Here is a 564-nt window from a genome sequence, read left to right on the forward strand (position 1 = left end):
TGGCTCCGGGTCCCCGTCCTGACCTTTGCTCCCACCCTGGTCCTTGTTTCCCCGGTTGCGGTGGGAGGGACGACCCTGCCAGATGGAGGCCTCGGGGTTGGTCTCCCTCCGGTACTTGAGCCGGTTGTGGTCCGAGCAGAGTGGCTGAATATTGTCCGCGCTCGTGGACCCACCGGCCGAGAAGCTCTGCTTGTGGTCGGCCTCCGACCCGCTGGCCGGGAAGTTGCAGCCCTGGTACCAGGCGCAGGTGGTGTGACCGAACATCCCCGCGTCCCGAAGAGCACCCGTGGCGTCGCGCTGGGTGCGGCCCACGTCCAGCACCCGGTCGCCCTTGGGGGAGGTGATCATCCGGCGCAGCACACTGTTGGGGGCCAGGGCACGGACCGCGGCCATGGAGACCACCTGCCCGTCCTGGGTCATCGCCGGGCCAGCAGCTTTGCCGTCGCCCTCGGCCTGGAGGCCGAGGAAGGTGGGCAGGGGCACCATGATGTTGATCATCGCCACCGCAGCACGCTTGCGATCCTGACCGCCCTTGCTGCCCTTGCCGTCCCCGCCCCGGGCACC

Annotated in this window: 1 protein-coding gene; it reads right to left on the bottom strand. The window is 69.3% G+C overall.

Translation table 11 applies throughout. The features are described 5' to 3' along the window. Window positions 1–564, bottom strand: a 564-nt coding sequence (locus ACYVD1_RS34825) for an HNH endonuclease signature motif containing protein (protein ID WP_460778734.1), incomplete at both ends; no start/stop codon positions are given.

It is taken from the genome of Nocardiopsis nanhaiensis (genome assembly GCF_054778635.1).